Origin of the sequence: Bdellovibrio sp. KM01, from assembly GCF_013752535.1 — a bacterium.
Taxonomy (GTDB): Bacteria; Bdellovibrionota; Bdellovibrionia; order Bdellovibrionales; family Bdellovibrionaceae; genus Bdellovibrio.
On record NZ_CP058348.1, the window covers coordinates 3,060,025 to 3,084,626 of the forward strand.

A 24,602-nucleotide genomic window follows, 5' to 3' on the forward strand; every position below is an offset into this window, starting at 1 on the left:
AATGTTATAAAGGGGTAGTTATGCGCTTAAAAGTAATGACAGGATGTTTATTGCTTTCAATAGCAGCGTGTTCCAAAAAAGAGACACCAAAAGCTCAGCAGCTGGTGCCTGAAGTAACGGCTGTTAAAACCTCAGTAAGAGATATTCCTATTACCAAAGAGTTCGTAGGACAGATTTCTGGTATCAGAGACATTCAAGTGCGAGCCCGAGTGGGTGGAATTTTGCTGAAACGATATTATACAGAGGGTGATAAAGTAAAAGCCGGGAGCCTGCTCTTTAAGATAGATCCTGCCCCCTACACGGCGGCACTGAATCAGGCCAAGGGTGAAGTTGCCATTCAAAAGGCCCGCTTGACCAATGCCCGTCAAAGCATGAATCGAATTATTCCTTTGTATAAAGAAAATGCCGTCAGTCAAAAAGATCGTGATGACGCCGTCGCAGTTTACAATGCCGCGAAATCCGCCTTGGATGCTGCCACAGCCAACATGGAACAAGCCCAGATCAATCTGGGCTATACCACCGTCACGGCACCCATCGACGGATACACCAGTAAAGAAACCGTGGCCGAGGGAAGTCTGATCGTCGCCAACTCTGAAAACTCCTTGCTAACGACTATTTCCCAAACCGATCCAGCTTATGTGAATTTCAGTTACACTGATAACGAGCTTTTGGAACTGCGCCGACTTGCGGCTAAAGGCAAACTTATCAGACCGGACAGTCTGGATAAAATCGAAGTCCAAGTGCGCATGGGCGACGGGGAACTTTATCCCCAAATTGGCTTTATGAATTTCAACGATCAAATCGTGGACACCTCAACCGGCACCGTTAAAGCCCGCGCCAGCATAGCCAACAAAGACGCCGTTCTTCGGCCCGGACAATTTGTCAGCGTTTACGTCAAAGGCTTTATGCTTCGTAAGGTGATCACCGTTCCCTTGAAATCAATAGTCCAAACTCAAAATGGGCCGATCATTTTTTCCATCACAGAAAACAGTGTGGCACGCCAAATTTCCGTGGAACTTGGCGAAGAAATCATCAATGACGTGGTCGTGAACCGGGGACTGCGCGGTGGCGAACTGATTGTTGTCGAGGGCGCATCCAAAATTCGCAACGGTCAAACTGTAAAGGTCGTCAGCGGCACTTCTATCGCCAAAAAATAAAAGGATGAAATCATGTTTTCGAAGTTTTTCATCAATAGACCCGTTTTCTCCTGTGTTATTTCTTTGATCATTATGATTGCGGGGTATGCGTCTATTAAGGCGCTCCCCATCTCGCAGTATCCAGATATAGTTCCACCACAAGTATCAGTGACGACCAAATATCCAGGCGCCTCTGCCGAAACAATTTCCTCGACAGTCGCGGCTCCCATTGAACAACAAGTCAATGGGGTCGAAAACATGCTTTACATGCAGTCAACAAACTCATCGAACGGCGACATGATTTTGACCGTAACTTTTGCGATTGGAACAGATCCCGATCAAAATACCATCAATGTTAACAACAAGGTACAAACTGCACTACCGACCCTGCCCGAAGAAGTTCGTCGTCAAGGTGTCACAGTTAAAAAGAAATCTTCGGCAATTTTACAGATGATTGGTCTACGCGCGCCCGATCAACGCTATGATTCCGTTTATATCAGCAACTATGCACTGATCAATGTTCTGGACGAAATCAAACGTATCCCTGGCGTGGGAGATGCCAGTATTTTCGGTGCCCAAGATTATTCTATACGCCTCTGGCTACAACCCGATCGCATGGCGCAAATGAAAGTCACTGCTACCGACGTGATCAATGCGGTAAAAGAACAGAATGCACAGTTCGCTGCTGGTAAAGTCGGAGCTGAGCCTTTAAATAATCAAGTGGACTTCACTTTTACCGTCACTACTCAAGGGCGTATGGAAAATCCCAAACAATTTGAGGACATTATTGTTCGCTCCAACCCCGACGGTTCCAAACTTCGCGTCCGCGACATTGCCCGGGTGGAATTAGGCGCGCTTAGTTATGACGTACAAACAAAGTGGAATGGCAAAACCGCCATTGGTATCGGCGTTTATCTGGCACCAGGCGCTAATCAGGTGCAAACCGCTGACATGGTTAAAGAGACCATGCACAATCTGTCGCAAAAGTTTCCTCCGGGTCTGGCGTACGACATCCCCTTCGACACGACAAAATTTATCGAAGTTTCCATCGAAGAAGTTATTCACACCTTGATGGAAGCGATGATCCTGGTTTTCATCGTGGTTTATTTATTCTTACAAAGCTGGCGCGCAACTCTTATTCCCTGCCTGGCAGTTCCAGTTTCCATCATTGGTACCTTTGCCGGAATGTATGCCCTGGGATTTTCGATTAATACGTTAACACTTTTTGGTCTGGTGTTGGCAATCGGTCTGGTTGTCGACGATGCGATCGTCGTTCTGGAAAACGTCGAAAGGATTATGCGAACCGAAAAACTCCCCGTAAAAGAAGCAACCATCAAAGCAATGGAAGAAGTTACCAGTCCCGTTATTGCCATCGTTCTGGTTCTGTCAGCAGTATTTATCCCAGTTGCCTTTGTCGGCGGTCTTGCCGGTCAAATGTATAAACAGTTCGCCATCACAATCGCCGTTTCAGTCGCCATATCGGGTTTAGTCGCGCTAACCCTGACACCGGCTCTTTGTGCGATGCTTTTAAAGGAAGAACATCACGAACCGAATCGTTTCTTCCGCGGTTTTAACAATATTTTTGACAAACTTACGAATGGCTACGTCGCTGGCGTAAAGTTTTTCAATAAGCGCCTCTTCATCAGTGCCGCCTTGTTTCTTATGTGTGGCGCCGGCATCATTGGCATGTTTAAACTGGTACCCGGAGGCCTCGTGCCTGATGAAGACCAAGGCTATGTTTTTGGTATTCCAAATCTCCAAGACGGTGCTTCACTTTCCCGAACCGTCGCAGTATCCGATCAAATGGACAACTACATCACCAATAATCCCAATGTAAAAGACGTGGTTTCACTGTCGGGATTTGATTTGATTTCAGGTTCAAATCGAACCAACACGGGCACCAGCTTTATCACTCTTAAAGACTGGAAAGAGCGTAAAAAAGAGGATCAATCTGCCACGGCGGTTGTCAGAAATATTATAGGACTAAATCAAGTCATCCGCGACGGCGCCATAATGGCTTTAAGCCCACCCGCTATCGTAGGTATGAGTACCACTGGTGGTCTTGAATTCTATCTTCAGAATCGAGGCGGCTCCGATAGCAAAACTCTGGCGACAAAGACCAAGCAGTTTATGGATTCACTACGAAACAATCCTGCCATCGGAAGCATTGGTTCCAATTTCAGCGCGAACATTCCGCAGATTTATCTGAATCTGGATCGTGAAAAAGCCAAAGCCTATCAGGTCCCAATCAATACCGTCTTTGATGCTATGTCGGCTACTTTCGGCAGTTATTATATCAATGACTTCAACAAGTTTGGACGTACGTTTAAGGTGCAGCTGCAGTCAGAGGGTGATTATCGCGCTCGGCCCGACGATATCCGTAACATCTATGTTCGATCTGATAATGGCAGCATGATTCCCATCACTGCTTTGGTAAATGTTAAAAAGGTGACCGGGCCAGAAATGGTGGAGCGCCTGAATATCTTTCCTGCAGCTCGTATCCTCGCCAACCCAGCTCCGGGATACAGCTCAGGTCAGGTTATCAAAGTGGTTGAAGATACACTTGCGACCTCAAGTCTGGCTGGCGATTACAGTATTGCGTGGACGGGGACAGCCTATCAGGAAAAGCTTACGGGCGGTGCTTCCGCCCAGGTATTTATCTATGCTTTAATCTTCGTGTTTTTAATCTTGGCAGCTCAGTACGAAAAGTGGGGGTTGCCATTTTCGGTTTTGTTATCAGTACCCTATTCGATCCTGGGCGCCTTAGCGGCCAATTACCTGCGTGGTCTGGCAAACGACGTCTACTTCCAGATCGCCCTGGTAACTTTGATTGGCCTCTCGGCAAAGAATGCCATTTTGATTGTCGAGTTTGCCGTCGAGAAAATGCACGAAGGACTTAGCATCGCTGATGCCGCCTATGAAGCTGCAAAACTGCGTTTCCGTCCTATCGTGATGACGTCCCTTGCCTTTATCTTGGGTGCGGTGCCTTTGGCAATTTCCAGCGGTGCGGGCTCTGCCAGTCGTCACTCGATAGGTACAGGCATCATCGGGGGAATGCTCGTGAGTACTTTCGTGGCGACATTCTTTATCCCGATGTTCTTTGTCGTGATCACTGGAATAAAAATGAAGAAATCCGCTAAGAAAGAAAAACCAACTCCGCAAACTCCACCACCAATGCCAGCAGGAGAACCTTTATGAAGAAACGATGGCTCATTGCAGGTCTGAGCACTTACGGCTTTTTATGCGCTTGCGCGGTGGGACCGGACTACAAGCGACCGACATCAAATCTGCCGTCGGCTCTGTTCGCAAACTCCAATGAACAAAATCTTGAACTGGGTTGGTGGAAACAGTTTGGCGACGGAACTTTAGACAAGCTGATTCAATTGGCTTTTGAACACAATCTGGATCTGGAATTAGCGTTGGCCAGAGTCGATGAAGCCCGCGCTCGATTGGGAATTTCAAAATCCCAATACTTTCCCAGTTTGGATTTAAGTGGCTCTGCTATCAGGGAAAAAGTGACTGAAACAGGTATGACGCCGATTCCGCAGGGAACCGACAGCGTAGGCAACAGCTTCTTGTTGGGATTAAGTCTAAGTTATGAAATTGATTTGTGGGGTAAAATCCGTCGTAGCAACGAATCCGCCAAGGCTCAGTTGCTGAGCGCAGACTACAACCGCGCCAATGTGCAGTTGACGCTTCTTAGCCAAGTGGTCAGCGGATACTTTGCTTTACGCTCTCTAGATCTGCAGCACGCGATTGCCCAGGATACTTTAAAGTCGCGGATTTCGTCTTATGAGCTGATGTTTAGACGTTTCAAGGGCGGTATCGGATCAGAACTCGATGCCCGTCAATCCGAATCGGAAATGCGTGCTGCCGAAGCGACAGTTTCAAAACTTGACGATCAAATTTCCCGAGCAGAAAGTTTCTTGTCAGTCCTGATCGGAAAAAGTCCCAAGGAGATTATCGAAACTCCCTTGGTCCGAGGTCGTAAGCTTGACGAGATCATAATGCCTCCCCAACTGCCATCATCCCTTCCATCATCGCTTCTGGAACGACGACCTGACATTCTAGCCGCTGAACAAAATTTGGTCTCTTCAAATGCTTTAATTGGGGTCGCCAAAGCTTACTATTTTCCCAGTATTTCATTGGGTGGAATCTTCGGTTACGAAAGTTCCGATTTAAAAAACCTTTTTAATAATGGATCACAAAATTGGGGCTACGGAGCAAGCATCTCGATGCCAATCTTCAATGGGGGAAGAACCGGCTACTTGGTTGAAGCCGCTACGGCTCAACAAAAAGCTGCTGAAATCCAATATCGCCAAGCTATTCAAAATGCCTTTGTCGAAGTCAGAAATGCTTTGAAAACCTATCAGTCCTATGGGGATGTGGTTGAGGCACAGCGAAAACAGGTGGTCGCTATCGAACGAAATCTTTATCTGGCACAACTACGCTATAAGAATGGCCAGTCACCGTATTTGGAAGTGCTTGATGCCGAAAGGCAATTGTTCTCTGTGCAATTGGATTTGGTAAAATCTCAACAATCTCGCCTGGTGTCCGTCGTAGATTTGTACAAATCTTTAGGTGGAGGCTGGAAAGCTGATATGAAGACGTCCTCTCAATAAGGACGTCTCTTTTAAATTTCTCTCTCAATACTTCTCGAACATTTCTTGGACTTTCTTAGGATCGCTTGTTTTCGTCAGAGCCAACTGAGCTAATACACGAGACTTAGCTGGATTGAACTCTCCTGAAGCCACAAAACCTGCTTTGTCATCGTCGACTTCATTGTTGCGAAGAACTAAGCCTGTCGGCAATCGAGTGCTTCGAACAACCAGCAAACCATTTTTCTTTTGCAGTCTTTCCAAAATCGTCAATGATGCTTGATTCATGTTGCCATCACCTACGCCGGCAATCACGATACCTTTTGCACCTGATTTCACTGCAGATTCAATCAGGTCCGGCGACATATTAGAATGAGCATAGATAATATCCACTCTTGGCAGACTCTTAGGTGAAACACCTGCGAATTCAGAGCCCGCTGTATGCTTTTTGTTGGAGGATTCAAACCAGGCAATTTTACCGGTGTTAATGTAGCCCTCTGGCCCACGCTCAGGGCTGTGGAATGTTTCCACATTCGTCGTATTCATTTTTTCCACGGCACGTGCTTGATGAATTTCATCATTCATCACAACCAGAACACCACGTTTTTTAGCTCCAGGGCTTGCCGCCACGGCGACCGCATTATACAGATTGCCGGGGCCGTCTGCGCTGATCGCTGTTGCGGGTCTCATAGAACCAACCAGCACCACGGGTTTATCGCTTTTAACCACAAGATTTAGAAAGAAAGCGGTTTCTTCCATCGTGTCTGTCCCGTGAGTAATGACCACACCGTCAGCATCGGATTTCAATACTTCATTCACACGTTTCGCAAGCTTTAGCCAAACTTCGTCACTCATGTCCTGGCTTCCGATATTAGCCACTTGCTCTCCCGTTAGAGTCGCAAGATCGCCCATATTCGGAACCGCTGCGATAAGGTCTTCGACCTTAAAAGTTCCCGACTTATACCCGTACTCGCCGGCTTTCATTTGCGCCCCAGCAATTGTACCGCCCGTCGCCAGAATGTGGACCTTCATTTTCTTATCAGCAGCAAAACTGCTGCTGGTGAAAATAACGATCGACATAAAAACATATCCTATCGTTTGTTTCATATCCTCTCCTTGGATTTATCATTTCCTATTTAAAATCTAAGCTGGAAAAGCTGTATTTCATGGTAATTTGAATACGCTGATCATGTGTTGTCGTATCATCTTTGCTCATGCGACTGCCCCACAAGAATTCCCCACCGTACATGAAGTTTTTAACGGGTGTTGAAACCAGATTGATGGAAGCGTATTGCCCACGTTTGAAAGCATCGTCATTTTGCAAATCTGTGTTCTTTACTTCACTTTGCGCAAATCCGATCGTCGACATCAACTTTTCATTCCAATTGTGATCGTAGTAAAGAAGGAAAGCTGTCAATGGAACGACCTTTACGGAAAGATTCCCCAACGATCCTTCAGGTCCCATATCCGTACCACCGTCATTCATATAACTTGCGATACCTTCACCCGTAACAACTCCGGCCATAATTTTTCCAGAACCGGTCTTAACACTTCCGGTAACATCCACGCCCCAACCTGTTTTACTGTCACTTGGTTCGTGATTACCAGTTTTAGTCTCAAAACCAACTTGTCTGACGATACCGGCAATTTGAAAATGTCCCCAATCACCCGCAGACTTCCACTGCGCAGTGAGGTCTGGATACTTCTCATCTTTTTGAGCGTTGGTGACAACATCCGGGTCAATAGTTCTAACTTGTCCTGGATCAATATCATCGCCGGGTCTTTCAATCGCGATCGCCAATGATTGATTGCCACGCATCGGTGTCCAACGAATTTGTGGGTTACGATAAAAGGCCATACCGATCGGCCCCCAGTAATCGAGCATGTTTGGAAAGATGTCTCCGTCCATGAACAGCGAGTTCGTTTGACCGGCAAGCCAACTACCCCATTGACCATAGGCATGACGCAAACGAGGTGTCGTCTGACCTTCATCAGATCCCACTCCGAAAAAATCGAATTCTAATTTCGTGAAAAGATCCTCGCCGCTTAATGGAAGCCAGGTCTGAATACCCAAGCGGCTTTGTTTGGCACTGAGCGAAGCTTGTCCGTCACTTCCGTAGGCACCATCCGTCGAAGCGATTTTGGAAGGGCGTAAAGTGTCCTGCCAATTTGGATCAACGCGGTTGAAATCTTGAATATAATCAAGCTGCGTAAAACCATAGATTTCAAGTTTCGCCTCGGCCTGCGCATAGGACGCAAATCCCATCGCAATCAGACCTATTCCTAATGCCCTTCTCTTGAACGCATTCATGCTCAGCTCCTAAAAGGTGAGGTTGTTATAATTCTGAATTTTGCCGTAAAATATTTTTAGCACTTAAACTTTCCACCAGCATGGCAATCCGTCGTACCTGTATAAAAACATCTAGAACTGTTTGCCCAACATGAAATAACAACTCCACGTTTTATTATCCCCATAGGCTGCCGCCAGATACATCGGCCCCAGAATACTGTCGTACGCTAGGTATCCCGTTCCCGACATATGCCACTCATCCGCAATTTTTTTGTCAAAGTAGTTAAAGACACGCCCGGTTTCCAGCGCCGCCCCCCAATAACTTCCCGACAAAAAAGGCATGCGCCGATAGTACTGAACGGATCCATAGGCAAATTGATCCCCTATCAACTCTTGATAACGATAACTGGAAAGATTCAAAAAACCTCCCAGCCAACTGACATCTGCGAGCACACCATTATCGCCAGTGGAAGTTTGTCCTTTCAGTGTGAATTGAAAAACCCCTTTGCCCGCGGTCATAGCGCCGCGGAAGTTCAAGCCATACAATCCATAATTGTCGATGTCCTCAGAGGCGCCGATTGAATAGTATCCATAAAGATCCAAATAAGCCCCGGTTGAAGGAAAGAAATAATTATCAAGCTGATCATAAAAAAAGTTGAAGCGAAGGCCATAGTCATTGGTACGTGAATTGGGAAGAATAGACGAACCAATATTTCTTGAAGCACTGTACTCATTGAAAGCTGGACCAAATCGGAACTCTCCAATTTCAGATCCGACACCCACGTCAGCCCCGAATGAGATTTTAGAATACTTGTACTTTGCAACTTCGTCGCCTTCTTGCCACAAAGCCAAAGGAATTCGGTAATATCGGAAATAGGGAGCGACAAAGCCATTCCCACCCGCCGTTGTGGGTTGATAGAACTCGGTATAGAACATCGAGGAATTACCCATTTGCAGAATGCTCTTCCATTCGGCTCCTAGGCTATTCACCCACGTTCTGCGGTACATAGCTGATAAATTCCATGGATAAGAACTTTCGAAATCAGTTCCCAGACTTAAACCGAAGTTCAAATAATTAGGTCCCCAGTTTTTTTGCACCGGTAAAACCAACAAATCCTGGCCCGCGCCGCTGTCAAACAGTTCGTAATCAAGCTGACTGAAATCCCCGGTCGCATAAAGCTGAGTCAACTGATCATGAAATTTGTCAATGTTGAGATTTACACCCGTGGGAACTTTAAGCTCGTCCTTCAGAGTAGCAGCATTGACCCAACCACTGTCGGCAACAGTGACTTTTTGAATAGGCTTGGGTTTTAACTTTTTGCTGATGCGATTTGTGGCCCAAGCAGAGTATTCTTTCTCTGATACCGAGTATCGACGCAAAGAGGGCAACGCTTTCATTGCAGCCACTCTTCCAACTTCGATTAATTTATCACTGTGTTCAAAGTCCATGGAACCCAAGGAGTCGAACTGAGGAGCGATAAAAACATCTTTGTCTTTTAATCCCGCCACCTGAGGTCGCACATTTTGAATCATCATCAAACGCGTGTATTGATCCATCACCGAGAAAATTCCCGTGATTTCCCCTTGCGATAAGGGGGCAGCCCCAACATCAATTGCGATGACAACATCGGCGCACATGTTCCTTACGACATCCACAGGAAGATTTCGAACCAGTCCCCCATCGGCCAAAATATGTCCTTTAGAAGGCACAGACGGAAATATTCCTGGTACGGCCATACTGGCGCGAAGGGCGGTGACCAAATCTCCATCCTTCATGATCACCATTTCCCCTGTCGCCAGATCCGTTGCGATGGCGCGATAGGGAATGGGTAGACTATCAAAGTTCGCGACAGTTCCACCGTAAGTAAGATTGCGAAGGAAGTATTCGATCTCTTGTGTACTGATGGCCGCAAGAGGAAGTTTTAATTGGCCACCATCAGCAAGTCCGACTTCAACACCCAACATTGAAAGTTTATCGTCTTGTTTACGACGGAATGGATAGGCCTGCCTTGGTGCTTTTGCCAAAAACATATTTCCCCAATTGGCTTCGCTGATTTGTTTGCGCATTTCCTCGGGAGTTGCGCCCACAGCATAGGAAGCACCAACAAGGGAACCAATGCTGGTCCCTGCGATGCAATCTACAGGAATTCTGTTTTCCTCCAGAACTTTGATGATACCGACGTGTGCAATACCACGAGCCCCGCCACCACCAAGAACCAAGCCAATCTTAGGTCTTCGACTTTCGGCAGACCATGAGTTAACGGCAAAGATCAAAGTCATCAGGCCTAGCACATAGAATTTTCTCATGTTACAAAGGTTGACACCAGAAAACGGTTTTCTCTGCAGAATTCTAATTCGTCTGCGAACATACAGACGCCATTGAATTGAGAGGTCTCATGTTTCTTCGTCTTAAATTTTGCCTCGGCGTGCTCTTAATTTTTATTCTTTCACAAAAAGTTTTCGCAGCTCCCTCTACTGACAAAGCCAATGAGAAAACAACCTTTTCAATGGTGATATCCGGCATAGACCAGGTGCTGCAAGATTTGGGTAACGACAAAGTCTTTAATCCACAAACTTGTCCCACGTATATTAACAAAATAACGGACTGGCTTTTCTATCTTCCCGCAGATCAGCTTGTACCCCACAATCCACAAGAAATTGCATTTTTGAAAACTAACGGCGACTCCGTCATCCGAAAGATATTTCTTTTGCGTCTGAAGTTGCATGAACGACTTAAAGATTTTGACAAAGCTAACAACCTTACCGAAGCATGCGTATTAAAAATTCGCGAGGGTCTGCAATACGCCCGCTTCACCAATGAATACATTACCGAGTGGATTGTGCATAACAAGGTCGTTGCCTTTGAAGAAGCCCCGATCCTTGCTGGATCATTTCCTTTTGTTCTGAAAGATCCCTCGCTGGACAAAATCAATCTGATACCCGGAGATGTGCTTTTAATTCGCGGCAAAAGTTTTGTTTCTGCGATGATCGCACGAATCGGCGACGAAGAAGGTAATTTCTCTCATCTGGCAATTGTCGGTCAGGATGATAAGGGCGGGCTTCAAGTCGTCGAATCCCTGATTCAAGAGGGCGTTGTTGTAACACCCCTAGAAAAATGGCGAAACGCGCAGGATGCCCGCGTGGCCCTTTTCAGATTGCCGGATCAGAATCTGGCCGAAAAAGCGGCCCGTCTGGTTTATGAATGGGGTCTAACTCATGCTGAATATGATTTCGCAATGGATGACAGCCGCTATGATCGAGCCTTTTGCTCGGAAGTTGTTCGCTATGCTTTTGACAAAGCTTCGGATGGAAAACTGATCGTTCCCAAATATCGCAGCCATGTCAGCAAATTCAAAGACGGACCTTATCCAAAATCCCTGGGAGTCACTCAAGCAACGTTGTTTGCACCCTATGACATCGAAGTCGATCCTCGCTTTCAGTATTTGGCTGAGGGAACTTTTTACCCGCTGCTGCGACAAGTACGAATTCAAGATTCAATTTTGCAAAGCATCTATGAATGGATGATCAAAAAGGACTACACGTTCTATGAGCCGTGGTGGCTAGGTACGGAAGCGACTTTAGGAAAAGGGCTTCGCTTCCTGGGTTTTATGAAAGACCAGATGCCAACCTATATGCCTAAGGATACCATAAAAACAATTCTCCTCTTTGAAGGCGTTTCTGATTCTTTGGAAAAAAATCTTTTTGATAAAGAGAAGGCGTTTTACGAAAAACGAGGCTACCCGCCGTCCTTTCAAGACATGATGCTCGCGAATGAACAAAAAAGAAAAGAGGACTGCGCCCTTTATGAAAAGGGCAAAAAGTCGGAATTTCATTCTTTTTTTAGAGGCAAGGGCTGCAATTAATGCCAGCAGAGTTTACGCCCCATGCTAAATGGATTCATTTTAATCCAAGACCATTTGACCCTAGGCCCCCTATTTGAAAGAACTCTGCCTACAAGGAGCACCCATGAAATTCATCGCTTTTCTAACTGCATTCTTTTCTTTAATGACAGTATCCCACGCCGCAATCGTAACTATTGAAGGTTTCAGAAATACTAAAGGCTTTGCCGCTGTCAGCGTTTTTCACGAAAGGGAACAACGTGCATTCCCTGGTGATGCCGAAAAAGCAATCAAAACACTTTATGTTCCTGTTCCGAAAAATTCAAAATTGGAATTCACTCTGGACAACATGCCCGCTGGAAAGTACGCCGTGGCAATTCTTCATGACGAAGATGGCAATAAGAAATTGAACACCGTTTTGGGTTACCCACGCGAAGGTTTTGGATTCTCTAACAACCCAACAATCTTGGTCGGTGCACCGGCATTTTCAAAATGTGCGGTCGAGCTTACTGAAGATGCCGCTATTAAAATCAAAATGAAGTATTTCTACTAATTCTTATTGCGTTCTCTGGGGATCAAATTTGCCATGCGATCCCCAGCGACTTAGTCCTGCACACGTAAATTTCCATTGTCCAATCTCAAGAATAAAGTTTCAATCTACGGATGTCGTATGAAACTAAGATCATCAAATTAAAAGGCCAGCGCACACTTCTGGCCTGCTATTCCCTTGCTTCCCGCACCTCCCATAAATGGGTGGTATTTTTACCAGAGTCGGGATCTGAATTTCGTCACGGCGATCGTCAAGAGCTTGTCAGTCTTATTGGCGCTCACATGTCCAAAAAGTATAATTTCTTGGTGATCAACAAACCCGGTGTTGAAGCTGATCATGTCGATAAGAAAGTTTTTGAAAAATCCTTTCGTCAGGAAAAACGCATTCAAGACGCTCTTCAAACCCTCAGGGAAGTTATTCCACCTAAAGATAAGATTCATTTAATTGGATACTCCGAAGGGGCCTACAACACTCCCGTCGTTGCCAGTAAAGACAAACGAATCGTTTCCATCGCAATGATCGGTGGAGGCACCCGAGGCTGGCTTAAGGAGGAACTTAGCAATGCGAGTCCTAAAGAAAAACCTGCCTATGAGCGCGCCATTAAAACAATCTATAAAAAACCAAAATCCAAAAACAAATGGAATGGATTTTCTTATGCCACTTGGTATTCATATCGGAGTGACAACACCTTAAGAGCACTTAAAGGTTTAAGTATTCCCGCCGTCGCCATTCTGGGAGCCCGTGATAAAGTCATCGATTTAAAATCTGCCATCGTGGACCTGGTTTTGGTCAGTGAGCGAAAACCTATTCAGGTGCATATCTTTGGAGATTGCGGACATCACTTCACCAAACATTGGAAACCTGTGAGTCGCGTCCTGAGTCGATTCCTGTCTGAAATAGAGAAAAAATAAAAAAACCCACAATCTTTCGGATCGTGGGTTTCCAACTTATCTTCTATCGAAACCGATTATTTTTTCGGTTCAACACCGACATTTCTAAGATGTTGAGGATGTTCGTAATACATCATGAAATCTTCCGCATCACGTGGAGCTGTGAATGCAAGCTCCGTCACCAGATGGCTTCCCGCCTCTGGAGCCGAACCATCAAATACATCCAGGAACAAACCAATACGGTTCGTCATCTCTGCATCACTCGCCGTTGGAGCTCTTCCATTTGCGGGAACCAAGATGTAAATTTTCGGAACAGGTTCAACGACAACGTAATCGCCTTCGATGTTTCCAGATTTAGGATTAGTAAAGTATTTGGCTTTCGTCGTATTCGTCTTAATGAACTTAGCTTTCTTTTGACCTTTTTGAGTCGAAAGCTCCAGCACGCCATCTTTAAAGCGGCCGTACTCTGATAAATAGGAACCTTCAAGATCATTCCAGTTTCCGCGCCAGCTGGAAGCCAAGTGCCCTTTTTTATAAACCAACGTTGCGAGTTCCAACTGACTGAAACTTAAAGCGTCGTTAATGCTTGAAAAAACGCCGCCTTTTCCGGTATCCACAACATCAGGAAATACGATTTGCCCATCAGGATCTCCAGCGATCGTGGCACCCGCCAAAGGATTGCTGATGCCATTTTTCAGATTTAGCATCAATGCCACTTTCGGATCAACCACCAGGTTTCCATCGCGCGCTTCCACGTTGTGCATTTCATAAGTTCCAGCGTTCACGCCAGGAACGAATTTATAGACAGAAATTCTGGTCGCGATCTTATCCAGATAACCCACCACTTTATTCAAGATCGGAGCTTTTTGGCTGGCCATATAAGGTAGGCCCATGTTCATCAACTGATCGTATTCCAAAAGAACGCCATAATAAGTGTCGCCTTCAGTCTGAGAGCGCTCCATATAAAGGCGCATCGCCGGACGTCTGATTCCCGTCGTACGTTTGGAAAATAGTCCTTCACCAAGATAAGTTCCCGTCAGATCCGCAGCCGAAGGCGTACGGGCTGCCGTCACTTCCGATTGAGGCTCCCGTGGCGTGCTTGCACACGACGCCATAACAACTGTCAAAGCGAGTAGTAAAATCCTTTTCAATCGAAACTCCTCTCCGTAGAGCAAAATATATAAACGTTTTAAAATCTTATCTATGTTTCAGCTGATGTCTGAAAAAGATCCCCTCATCCCCGAAAGATGAAGAGATAAACTCAGAAGTAGTCACGATATCCGCGACCAATTCAGAATCCTGCAGCAGGACTTTCACATTTTCGGCCGAATAGTCTGCATACTTAAAGTCTTTATACTTTTCCGACACCGCACGAATCTGATAGATCACCGTGTTCACCGGGATCGTTACAAAATCTTTTCTGACGTCATGAGGGTCAGAAGAAAACGCTAATTTTTCTGAAGGAACAAAGAAAACCTGGCGAGGCGAAGTCGCTACAGCAACACTACGCCCCTTCTGGTCCAGTTCAGCGAATTCACGGATCGCCAACTCCTCTGGATAAGGAGAGGCATCAAGAAAGATTTTATGAACCAGTTTTTGGCCAATGGAAGTTCCGATAGGTACAATATTGGACATCGAATACTTAAAGAAGTTAAAGTCCTGGCCCTGGCCATCTAAAGAAACCAATGCTGATACATTTGTACTGAAAGTTCCATCACGTAATAGCTTAAGAGCCAGCCCCGGAGCCACCGGTCTTCCCGATTTCACCGCCGAAGTGAGCGAAAGTCTCAGCAGACCACAATCCGCTCCTTGAAAAAGTCCTGAATACTTATTTTGATGAGGAACGATCTTAACTTTTGTGATGCTCGCGCGGGCATGAAGAAATTTTGTCCAGCCTTTTGGAGCAAAATCATCAAAGCGCGATCCCTTAATTGTAACTTCCTGTCGTCCCATTCCTATAATTTGAGTCAGCCCGAGAGCTTTATATTCCGGAAGTTGCTTATAAGCGCTCTCCTGAATCAATTTCCACAAAACGTCCTGCTTTTCACAGGCACTGAGAGCTTTGTAGTTCGCTGGCGTCGAGGCTGGGAATCGCGGAGACGATTTAGAATCTGAATCGTAGATGAAGTAGGCGAATGAAGCGACAACCGCAAGCGCACAGACCGCTCCATAAATAACTTTTTTCTTCATCACGCCTCCAGCTGATACTGTAGCAGACATCAATTTCTGTTTGCACAGACTATCTGAAAATCACGGACCCTTTTTTTGAGCACTAATAGTAACCGCTGATCCTATGTCTGGACCTCGCAGAATCTTGTGCAGCACTAATATTTTCGCTTATCCTTAAACGGTCTGCGTTTTAAACAAGTTAAAAGTTAATGAAGGAGTTTGCGTGAATCAAAAAGGTATTCTGTCCGTTCTGATAAGTTCAAGTATGGTTTTATCGTCTTGCACCCACGGTCCCGTTAATCCCGGTGCAAAATATATTCACGACACTTCTGTTCCCGCAATGACCGATGAAGAACGTCGCGCACCAAGCTCATCTCTCGCCGACACTCCTTGGACAACGTGGTCCGAGAAAAATGAAATCTCTGGCTTGCTGGTTCTAAAGAAAGTCCGTGACAGCCTCTTGGCTGGCAATCTTCATGACCCGCATGTAGGTTACTTTGGTTACGCTCCAATAGATTGTTCTAAAACGAACACGAACTTCAGATCTGCTGATGGCTCATGTACGGATCTTAAAGACGGTCACATTGGTGCCGCAGGTGTCGCCTTCGGTCGCAACGTTTCTCCAGACTTTATCGACAAAGATGCTCCCAATAAAATCATGGTTCCAAATCCGGCCTTGGTTTCTAAGGAGTTCTTCACACGTGACGAATTCAAACCCGTTCCTTTCTTGAATATGATCGCTGGTGTTTGGATCCAGTTCATGAATCACGACTGGCTGACACATGGTCCGAACAAGGTAGAAAATCCATATCGCGTGAAAGGTCCAGATGGCGTTGAGCACATTGTCGACAGAACGAAAGACAATTCAAGCACTCACGCTCAATACAAAGATGGCTTTGATAAAGTTTCCGCGAATGACGTCTCTCACTGGTGGGATGCCTCTCAAATTTACGGCAGCAACAAAGAAGATCAACTTAAACTGCGCACAGGTTATTTCGGTAAAATGAAAACAGAAACGGTTAACGGCCGCGAACTTTTGCCAAGAGATAACTCTTTGAATCCTGCAAACAATCGCCAGAACAATGGTTACGAAGCGACAGGGTTCCGTGACAACTGGTGGGTGGGTTTGAGCATGCTCCACACTCTTTTCGTCAAAGAGCACAATGCTATCGCCAACAGATTGATGGCCAAACATGTGACTTACGATGCAAAAACAAAAATGTACACTTGGAAAAACGGTTCAGATGTTCGCCAAATGAATCAACAGCAAATGGACGAGCAGGTTTTCCAAACGGCACGTTTGATCAACTCCGCAGTTCTTGCAAAAATTCATACAGTAGAGTGGACTCCAGCTATCCTGCCAAATCCGGTTTTGCGCAGAGCTATGTATTCGAATTGGTACGGCCTTGCAAATCCGGAAACTTGGTCACGCGTTGTTAAACTTATTCCGGGTATGAATAAAGCAGACATCTTTAAAGGTGTTAAAGAAAGCTATGTTGTTGGCGGCATCGTTGGTGGTAAAGCGAATAACTACGGCGTTCCATTCAGCATCACGGAAGAGTTCACTTCAGTTTATCGTCTGCACTCTTTGTTGCCAGAAAACTTGGAATTCAGAACTTTAGCGCAACCTAAAAAAGTTGAAGCTGTGCCATTCCCAAATACTCGTAACCATAACAGCTATGGCATCATGGCTTCCCATGACTTGAAAGATTTGTATTACTCATTCGGCGTACAGCACCCAGGTCAATTGGTTCTAAACAACTTCCCGAAATTCATGCAAGAACTGGAAATTCCAGGCCACCAAAAAATGGACTTGGCTCTTGTCGATGTGATGCGTGACCGCGAGCGTGGCGTTCCACGTTACAACCAGTTCCGAAGAGGCATTGGTTTGAAACCAATCAAAAAGTACACAGACTTCTTCCCTGCTGGCAAACCATTGGATGCAAGACAACTGGCGATTCGCGACAAGTTCTATAGCGTCTACGGTCGCGATGCGAATGGTAACGACAACGTTGAGTTGATTGACCTTCTTGTCGGAACTTGCGCTGAGGAAGTTCGTCCAGCCCAATTTGGCTTCGGTGAGACGATGTTCCAAATCTTTATCTTGATGGCTTCACGTCGTTTGATGGCCGATAGATTCTTTACGGATGATTACAATGCTGCTCACTATACGACGACTGGTATGGAATGGATTGATGACGAAGGCACGCTTGCAAAAGTCATTGGTCGCCACATGCCAGAGCTAAAAGGTAAAATGAAAGGTTTGACATCAGCTTTCGAACCTTGGCACAACTAAAAACCTGACGCCTTAAAAACCAAAAAGGAGAAGATGAAAGTCTTCTCCTTTTTTTATGCTCATTTGAATCCAATGTTAGAGCTGAGCGCTGCTAAATAGAGGCATTTCCAGAACTTCGCCTTTAAATTCAACATGCTTCAATTTATCGCGGAAAATTTCCACCGATACATTCTGAGTCAACGGCGGATAAAAATCATCCCAGTGATGAGGAATGACGACCTTCGGGCGAATAATTGACGTCTGCTTGGCAGCGATTTCCTGAATGCGGCTGTGGCCTTGCAATGGCGCCAGCAAGTAATCAATTTCCAATCCCCGGTACATTTCCAGCTCACGCTTATCCGCACCCGCAGAGCTCATGAACAAGAACTTCTTGCCACCACTTTCAAAATAATAGGTCTGTACCAAACCTTTAGGATACCCTAAGCCCAGACCACAAATATGCATGCAATCTTTTACACTGCACTGTTTGATGGTCGATAACACCAGCGGAATATCAAATTTCACATGCGCACTTTTAAAAGCTCTCATGTTGAAGGATTTAAATAGTGTTTCTTTGTTGTCAGCACTGGTCAGACGGCCACTTGGAACTCCACGCATTTTCAAAATCTGCCCTGTCAATCCCGGTGCATAAACTTGGGCGTCAGAGTTCTTAACTATTTCAGGAATATCAAAAGTGTGATCAAAGTGACCGTGACCCACAAAAATAGCCTGCGTATTGGCAAAGGACTTAGCTGCCGTGAAGGGAGCAGGCTCTCCTTTTCCACGGGAAAGGAAGGGATCGAAAGCAATTTCACCCTGTTTGTCTTTCACAATAAAACCTGCCGTACCCAGCCAAGTAAATTCCATAAAGCGACCTTAACAAACTAACCCTCGAAGCACAAGAACGACCGAGTTCGAGGCGCAACGTAAACAAAAAGATCCCCGCTTGTGGCAGGGATCTTCTTAAGAGTAAAAGCTCAATCAATTTAGTTCGCAGTTACGCGATTTGGTTCTTTAAGGAAATTATCCAAAGCTTCGATCGTGGCTTTGGGACTTTCTTCCATCAACCAGTGACCCACATTTTTCAAAGTCACGCCTTGGGCATGAGGAGCAACGATTTTCATTGTTGCAGCCAGTGGCATTCCCATTGCTTTTTCACCACCGATCGAAAGAACTGGCATAGTCAGTTGAGTTTTAGAAAGTTCTTTATTGTCTTTCGCATCTTGCGGAAACGCTTTAAACCACTCCATCGCTGCTCTCATGTGACCTGGAGCTGCATATTGTTTTGCGAAATAGTTCTTTTTAGCATCCGGGAAAGTTTTAGGGTCTGCAGAGAACGTTGTCCAAAGATGATCCAGGTATGCTTTCTCACGTCCTTTGACCAAGGCTTCAGCATCTTTACCATAAAAACGGAAGTGCCAGATGTCGGGACTGTTATAAATGTCGTCGCCGGGTCCCACACCGGGCAAGAACGCATCCATCACCACCAATTTAGTCGTCATTTGCGGGTACTTTGCAGCGAAGGCATAAGCCACCATCAATCCAATATCATGACCTACGATATCTGCCTTCGCGATACCATAGTGATCCAATAGAACCTTCACATCATCCGCCATCGCGGCTTTGGTGTAGCCAGATTCTGGTGCTTCACTTAAACCGCCCCCGCGCAGATCCGGAACAATGAAAGTGTATTTCGAAGAAAGAGATTTCATCACCGGCTCCCACATCAATGCGGACTCACCCATACCGTGGAGCAAAACCACTGGAGAACCTGCCCCGCCTTTATAAACATTCATTTTAAAACCGTTGATTTCAATTTTCTCCTGTTTGAATCCTTTCGGGATATCGATTGCATGGGCTGCCAAACCGGAAAGAAGAAGAGCTGTGATCAATAATAACTTTTTCATTCGAGATTCCTTTTTTGTATCTGAAACCGTTTGTACGCTTCAGAAGTTAATTGCTTCGTTGAATATCAATCTACCAACTATTTTCCATTTGAGTATCCCACAAGATTGGTACAGACTGTCCGCTATGACGGACAATAAGGATATCATTGACCTGACAAATGAAGGGCTTGTTTTTTATCACGTAGCCCTCCTACATGGCTTCCGAGCAGCAGCAACACACCTGGGGCTTTCCAAATCGGTGGTCAGCAGTAAGGTGTCTTCGTTGGAAAAGCGCGTGGGGCGTAAACTTCTGTTCCGCTCCACCCGTGACGTCAGCCTGACTCCCGAGGGAGAAGTCTATTTTGAATCCTGCCAGGCTCTTTTTGCGGCTTCACAAAAGCTTCAGCTTAAAGAGACCTCCCTTAAAGACGCCTTGACCGGATCCTTTACTATTTCTGCGCCGTCGGATTTTATGCAAATCTGTCTGATTCCCGCACTTCAACGCCTGCAAGCATTGCATCCCAAACTGCGTTTAAACCTGATTTCTTCTGATCAATTGATGAACCTGGAAAAAGAACGCATCAATCTGGCAATCCGCGTGGGCGCAGACGGTGCCGGCCATTTATATCGCAGTCCCTTTTTCAATGCGGAATTCGGTTTCTACTGCAAAAGCAGCTTAGCTCCCCCCAAAAAATCCGAAAAAGAAATTATAGAGTGGCTTCAACAAGAGGGTGTCTTTGTCTTCAGACCTTCCCGGGAAAAATCGTTTCAGCTGAACAAGCAAAGCTTCGAAGTCCGCGTTCAAAACAAATTCCAGGTTCACGACGTGCTCTCCCTGAAAAGCCTGGTTGCATCCGGCGTGGGAGTGGGAATCCTTCCCCATTTTGCCGTCAAAGCCGAACTCGCCACTGGCGAATTGGCGCAACTACTGCCTGCGGCACAATTTAAGGCGGTCAGTTTTACATTTCTATCCGGAGCCAAACGACAGGAAGACAATCGCCTCAACACGATTATTGAATTCCTCCAACAGGAAGCACGTCAGTTTTAAAATTATAGAATTTCTTGTGGAAGGCGCGTCGGCAGTGGCAACGCGGGTTCCTCAATTTGGCGGCAATCCAGCTCACGTTGAAGCATTTTAGGCAGTGAAGCAAAGTCATTGTCCGTCTGGTTCGCTGCTGCACTCATAATAATTTCCGCCATGGGCATTACTTTCGGAACAGGCTTCCCACCCCATTTTTGACATTCAATGACCGGCGACACGACAGAATGTTTGCGACAGACCGAAGGACGATTTTCATAATTTCGACAGGCATTATCGGGCCCCAAGAAAACACAGCGATTGCTTACGACCCATCCCTGCGCCCAAGCGGAATCCAAACGTTCGCGCAAAGAAAGTTCACGTAGGCGAGCGACATCCAGCTCCAATCCATCCTTTAAAGAATTCGCCAAAATAATAGCGTCATCACGAGTGATCTCCACTTCCAGATGGCAGCAAGCTCCGCAACCTTTTTGGCACGTCGTTTTGATATGCGAACTTTGCTGTTCTTGTTCATTAATCAGAGCATGCACTTTGCGACCGCGCTCTTCACCCGGGGCAAGATCCGACAGCATCTCCCCATAATGCACCAGCAGACGCTCCACTTCCTCTTCGAAACTGGCGAATTCATCGGCAGCCAAAAGGTCTTTATAATTGGAAAGGAGCGAGCGGAGTTGGGCCGTTTTGATCATGATCTAAGGGTATCACGCCCCCTCAGAAGCGAAATTCACATTTGGTAATTAGGACTAAAGTGAGGATACCTGCACTCAACTGGGCAAAACGCACCGCGGCATTCCGATGAATTCCAACTGAAGACTCATAAATTTCGGTCCCATTCGCATACCGTTAAGTAATTACGCGGCTGACGATCTTGCTTACAGATTGTCAGCTTATCTGTTATACCTGGACGGCGGCGCCGGGGACCTCCCCGCACCGAAGGACAGCGAGTCGTTGACTCGCCCCGATATTGTTTTACCAGATAACGTATTGATGTACCCGGGAAGAAAGAAAAATGAACAATAACAATGTCATTGAAGTTAAAAACCTTGCTGTCGAATTCAAAACTGACGACGGTATCGTTCAAGCTGTAAAAACCATCTCCTTCAATATTCCAAAAGGCAAAACTGTGGGCCTGGTTGGGGAATCTGGTTCTGGTAAAAGTATCACGTCTTTGGCGATCATGCGTTTGATCGGCCACCCTGGTAAAGTCACTAACGGCGAAATTTTCTATAACGGCGAAGACCTTCTGAAGCTTTCTGAAGAAAAAATGCGCGAGATCCGTGGCGCAAAAATCTCCATGATTTTCCAAGAACCGATGACTTCTTTGAATCCGGTTCTAACAGTTGCAGACCAAATCACTGAAACTTTGATGCTTCACCAAGGATTGACGAAAGAACAAGCTTTGGTACGTGGTTTGGAATTGTTGAAACTTGTGGGTATCCCTTCTCCTGAAGAGCGCCTGCACTTCTACCCTCACAAATTCTCTGGCGGTCAACGTCAACGTATCATGATCGCAATGGCGATCGCTTGTAACCCAGATGTTTTGATCTGTGACGAGCCAACAACGGCTTTGGACGTAACTATTCAAAAACAAATCTTGGATCTATTGGCAGACATCCAACAACGCACTCACATGAGCATGCTTTTCATTACGCATGACTTGGGCGTGGTAGCTGATATCGCTGACGAAGTGATCGTTATGAACAAGGGTGAAGTTGTTGAAACTAACAACTCTAAAAAAATCTTCACGCACCCTCAGCATCCTTACACGAAAGGTTTGCTGGCTTGCCGCCCTTCTTTGTCCAGTCACTTGGCGCGTTTGCCAGTTCTGAGCGATTTCATGGGACCAAACGGCGAAGAGCTTCCAGGACCAAATCTTGAAACTTTGCCTCAAGTGAAAGAAACTCTGGCTGACACAAACTCCCCGATCATCCTGCAAGTAAACGACTTGCAAACGCACTTTGCACACACGGGTGGCCTCTTGGGTCGCGTGCAAGGTTATACAAAAGCGGTTGATGGTGTGAGCTTTGCCGTTAAAAAAGGTCGCACACTGGGCCTTGTGGGTGAATCAGGGTGCGGTAAAACAACTTTGGGTCGTACGTTGATGCGTCTGGTGGATTCCACTGCAGGACAAATCTTGTTCGAAGGACAAGACATCACGAAATTGACTGCAAGACAGATGCTTCCGATTCGCAAAAGAATGCAGATCGTATTCCAAGATCCGTTTGCCTCCTTGAATCCTCGTATGACGATTGGCGCGATCTTGATGGAACCAATGCAAATCCATCAGTTGGGTGATAACGACAACCAACGCAAAGAGATGGCTGCTGTCATGATGAAAAAAGTAGGCTTGACCCCAGGAGTGATGAACCGCTACCCGCATGAGTTCTCTGGCGGTCAAAGACAACGTATCAGCATCGCCCGTGCGTTGATGGTTAAACCTGAATTCATCGTATGCGACGAATCCGTTTCTGCTTTGGACGTATCTATTCAAGCTCAAATCTTGAACTTGCTATTGGATCTTCAAGACGAAATGAATTTAACGTACATCTTTATCTCCCATGACCTGTCAGTTGTGAAATTCATCTCTGACGACGTGGCAGTAATGTACGGTGGTAAGATCGTGGAGATGAACACGGCTGAAAACATCTACTCGAATCCACAACACGCCTACACTCAAAAACTTTTGAGTGCGATTCCCAAAGGCGTTCCTAAAGAGCTTATGTAATCAAATAAAAAAAGGGGACCTCAAGTCCCCTTTTTTATGCCTTTTTATCTCTGACTCACGGGCTTATCCGGCGTCATCTTCTGAAATTCAAATGCCTTCATCGGCTTAAAATATCCCGAGATATCTCCTACTAAATCATAGTTCTTAACCAGTGTGATTTTTTGTACCGGCGAATTTTTTTTAAACTCCAGGCGATCCATTTGAACCCAAACCAGGTTCGGACTTAGTGTGTTTTCGTAAAAATAAACTCCTCGGGTCATATCTGCGACCGTTCTCCACCGAGTTGTCGAAATATACGGGCGGGCCGGATCTGGCGTTCCAAAGGGCTGCGAGACGTTTCTTAAGACGCTGAGTACTCCCGCCACGGATTCACGGTATTCAGTGGGCTGAGGCAGCTGTTGAGCGTAATAGGCAGCCCTGACAAAGCGATCCGCAGCGGCTGTAGTTCCCGGCAGGTCCTGGCGGCCACCGAAACCTTTATACTGCTTCAGCGCCGTTAGTTGCTCCTCATAAGGTGGAGAATTGGTCATGACCTTAAAATTTTTGTCGTGATAAATTTTAGGCTTCCCATTGATGTATTCAATAATCGCAGAATCCCCGGTTTTGTCAGAGATCGCGAGATGCACGGATCCTGATTTTTCCCCGGACGATGTCTTTATTGAAAAGGACTGCACTTGATAGGGATCCGTCTTGAACGCGGCCATAGCGTCCGCAACCGTTTCGAAATTATCCAGATAATACTGCGCCCACAAAGTGACTGACAGACCCGGAAGCTTTTCATCACGCTCACCAAAATCACTTTCAGTTAAATACAATAGATTTGCGGTCAGACCTTTTTCATTTAAACCATCGGCCGTCCCGATATCATAGGCAGTCACAATGACGCTGCCGTATTTGGATGTCCACCTTAGCGAATTTTCGTCAATGCCGCCGTCACGGACGATACCACGAGGTAAAAGCCACATATTGGAGCCAATATCCTCGAACCAATCCATGTTTCTACCTACAATGACATCTTGCTTTTTAGTGTCCCACAGAAAGCGCGTGCAGGGATAAGCTGTTTGCCAAAACATAAGGCAACTTAACAAGCACAGCATTGAACGCCTATTCATCAATCACCCCCATTTTTCTTTCCTGATCAGTTTAAAAAGCCGAACTCCCAGATGCAACACGACCCGGTGAATTCACATAGGTCTTTCCCAAAA

General features: G+C 46.0%; 18 protein-coding genes. 9 read left to right on the plus strand and 9 right to left on the minus strand.

Annotated features, from left to right (window positions below; all coding sequences use genetic code 11):
- The first annotated feature begins 20 nt into the window (after positions 1-20).
- Genes HW988_RS14810 through HW988_RS14820 form a run of 3 tightly spaced genes read left to right on the plus strand, consistent with a single transcriptional unit; the run spans position 21 to position 5,758 of the window.
- The gene (locus HW988_RS14810; RefSeq protein WP_181604981.1) at positions 21-1,157 is read left to right on the plus strand and encodes an efflux RND transporter periplasmic adaptor subunit; all 1,137 of its coding nucleotides are present in this window, start codon (positions 21-23) and stop codon (positions 1,155-1,157) included.
- A 12-nt stretch (positions 1,158-1,169) separates the two neighbouring features.
- Positions 1,170-4,334: an efflux RND transporter permease subunit gene (locus HW988_RS14815; protein WP_181604982.1), complete on the plus strand. Its 3,165-nt coding sequence runs from the start codon at positions 1,170-1,172 to the stop codon at positions 4,332-4,334.
- Positions 4,331-5,758: an efflux transporter outer membrane subunit gene (locus HW988_RS14820; RefSeq protein ID WP_181604983.1), complete on the plus strand. Its 1,428-nt coding sequence runs from the start codon at positions 4,331-4,333 to the stop codon at positions 5,756-5,758. The genes HW988_RS14815 and HW988_RS14820 overlap by 4 nt, the downstream gene beginning before the upstream one ends.
- 24 nt (positions 5,759-5,782) lie before the next feature.
- Here HW988_RS14820 and HW988_RS14825 read toward each other — a convergent pair whose 3' ends face one another.
- The 3 genes from HW988_RS14825 to HW988_RS14835 all read right to left on the minus strand — a co-directional run bounded on the left by HW988_RS14825 (position 5,783) and on the right by HW988_RS14835 (position 10,331).
- The gene (locus HW988_RS14825) at positions 5,783-6,841 is read right to left on the minus strand and encodes a type II asparaginase (RefSeq protein WP_181604984.1); all 1,059 of its coding nucleotides are present in this window, start codon (positions 6,839-6,841) and stop codon (positions 5,783-5,785) included.
- Positions 6,842-6,866: 25 nt separating this feature from the next.
- Positions 6,867-8,045, minus strand: coding sequence for a DcaP family trimeric outer membrane transporter (locus tag HW988_RS14830; RefSeq protein WP_220128755.1), 1,179 nt, complete (start codon positions 8,043-8,045; stop codon positions 6,867-6,869).
- A 111-nt stretch (positions 8,046-8,156) separates the two neighbouring features.
- Positions 8,157-10,331 (minus strand): patatin-like phospholipase family protein, encoded by a 2,175-nt coding sequence (locus tag HW988_RS14835; RefSeq protein ID WP_181604985.1) that lies wholly within the window; start codon positions 10,329-10,331, stop codon positions 8,157-8,159.
- An 89-nt stretch (positions 10,332-10,420) separates the two neighbouring features.
- Here HW988_RS14835 and HW988_RS14840 point away from each other — a divergent pair, with 89 nt between their 5' ends.
- From HW988_RS14840 to HW988_RS14850, 3 genes are all read left to right on the plus strand, one after another.
- Positions 10,421-11,887 (plus strand): YiiX/YebB-like N1pC/P60 family cysteine hydrolase, encoded by a 1,467-nt coding sequence (locus HW988_RS14840; protein ID WP_181604986.1) that lies wholly within the window; start codon positions 10,421-10,423, stop codon positions 11,885-11,887.
- Between the two features lie 103 nt (positions 11,888-11,990).
- A complete protein-coding gene (locus HW988_RS14845; RefSeq protein WP_181604987.1) occupies positions 11,991-12,416 on the plus strand; it encodes a DUF2141 domain-containing protein in 426 nt (141 codons plus the stop codon).
- 110 nt (positions 12,417-12,526) lie between these two features.
- The gene (locus tag HW988_RS14850; protein WP_181604988.1) at positions 12,527-13,324 is read left to right on the plus strand and encodes a hypothetical protein; all 798 of its coding nucleotides are present in this window, start codon (positions 12,527-12,529) and stop codon (positions 13,322-13,324) included.
- 56 nt (positions 13,325-13,380) lie between these two features.
- On the opposite strand, the gene HW988_RS14855 is transcribed toward HW988_RS14850, so the two are convergent.
- Entirely contained in the window at positions 13,381-14,454 is a 1,074-nt protein-coding gene (locus tag HW988_RS14855) for a hypothetical protein (protein ID WP_181604989.1), read from the minus strand.
- Positions 14,455-14,500: 46 nt separating this feature from the next.
- Complete coding sequence (locus HW988_RS14860; protein WP_181604990.1) at positions 14,501-15,493, minus strand: hypothetical protein; 993 nt, start codon at positions 15,491-15,493, stop codon at positions 14,501-14,503.
- A gap of 202 nt (positions 15,494-15,695) precedes the next feature.
- Between HW988_RS14860 and HW988_RS14865 the strand changes: the two genes are divergently transcribed.
- Complete coding sequence (locus tag HW988_RS14865) at positions 15,696-17,768, plus strand: peroxidase family protein (protein ID WP_181604991.1); 2,073 nt, start codon at positions 15,696-15,698, stop codon at positions 17,766-17,768.
- Positions 17,769-17,843: 75 nt separating this feature from the next.
- On the opposite strand, the gene HW988_RS14870 is transcribed toward HW988_RS14865, so the two are convergent.
- Together HW988_RS14870 and HW988_RS14875 are read right to left on the minus strand one after the other, a co-directional pair.
- On the minus strand, positions 17,844-18,614 hold the full coding sequence (locus tag HW988_RS14870) for an MBL fold metallo-hydrolase (RefSeq protein ID WP_181604992.1): 771 nt from the start codon (positions 18,612-18,614) through the stop codon (positions 17,844-17,846).
- A gap of 119 nt (positions 18,615-18,733) precedes the next feature.
- A complete protein-coding gene (locus tag HW988_RS14875; protein WP_181604993.1) occupies positions 18,734-19,654 on the minus strand; it encodes an alpha/beta fold hydrolase in 921 nt (306 codons plus the stop codon).
- Between the two features lie 124 nt (positions 19,655-19,778).
- Here HW988_RS14875 and HW988_RS14880 point away from each other — a divergent pair, with 124 nt between their 5' ends.
- A complete protein-coding gene (locus HW988_RS14880) occupies positions 19,779-20,681 on the plus strand; it encodes a LysR family transcriptional regulator (protein ID WP_181604994.1) in 903 nt (300 codons plus the stop codon).
- Positions 20,682-20,683: 2 nt separating this feature from the next.
- On the opposite strand, the gene HW988_RS14885 is transcribed toward HW988_RS14880, so the two are convergent.
- Complete coding sequence (locus tag HW988_RS14885) at positions 20,684-21,361, minus strand: YkgJ family cysteine cluster protein (RefSeq protein WP_181604995.1); 678 nt, start codon at positions 21,359-21,361, stop codon at positions 20,684-20,686.
- Positions 21,362-21,681: 320 nt separating this feature from the next.
- Here HW988_RS14885 and HW988_RS14890 point away from each other — a divergent pair, with 320 nt between their 5' ends.
- Entirely contained in the window at positions 21,682-23,397 is a 1,716-nt protein-coding gene (locus HW988_RS14890; RefSeq protein WP_181604996.1) for an ABC transporter ATP-binding protein, read from the plus strand.
- Positions 23,398-23,441: 44 nt separating this feature from the next.
- On the opposite strand, the gene HW988_RS14895 is transcribed toward HW988_RS14890, so the two are convergent.
- Positions 23,442-24,509 carry a linear amide C-N hydrolase gene (locus tag HW988_RS14895; RefSeq protein ID WP_370468131.1) on the minus strand — a complete coding sequence of 356 codons (1,068 nt, stop codon included), beginning with the start codon at positions 24,507-24,509 and terminating at the stop codon, positions 23,442-23,444.
- Positions 24,510-24,602: the final 93 nt, after the last annotated feature.